The sequence below is a fragment of the Agrobacterium sp. 10T429 genome (assembly GCF_056393925.1).
The window spans coordinates 1-522 of the sequence record NZ_JBFTGV010000032.1 but is presented as its reverse complement, the minus strand read 5'-3'; the positions used below and the strand labels follow the sequence as shown (position 1 = coordinate 522).

Genomic DNA, 522 nt, shown 5'->3' with positions numbered 1-522 from the left:
GTTTCAGGATGTGCCGCACCGGGCGAGGGAGGATCGCCACGCAACGCTTCCGGCGTGGCGGCGCGCCGATCGAAGCTGACGCCCACATAGGCCTCGTACTCAGCCAGTGTTCGTACTTGTCCGAATCCATACGGACCGAAATCGGTGCCCTCAGCGCTCGCGCCGTCCACGCCGAGCAGGGCGCGATTGCGCGCCTGTGAGAGTCTGTCACGCTCGAACCACGCAGTCTTCACCAGCCCAAGCGCCTGGTTCTCGGGCGTGTGGTCATCCCACATCTTGGCGCGATAGTCGCGCGTGTACTCATGCCAGGCGAGCACACGATGCGGGTGATACAGGTCATACCCATGGGTGAAGGCCCGCGCGGCAATCGAGATCTCCTCGCCGTGAAAAAAGTACTCGGGATCATGCTGGACAGTCGTCGAGAAATTCCCGTCGGCAAAGGCAAAGTGCGCGCTATAGAAGCGAGCCTTGAGCGGTTTGGTCTGCGCCTGCCAGTCCGGCATCCGGCGCGACGCCACAAGC

At 63.0% G+C, this 522-nt stretch carries 1 protein-coding gene; it reads right to left on the bottom strand.

Annotated elements, in window-relative coordinates:
• The coding region (locus AC1DCP_RS26345) for a GlcNAc-transferase family protein (protein ID WP_476774862.1) at positions 1-522 on the bottom strand (522 nt) is incomplete at both ends.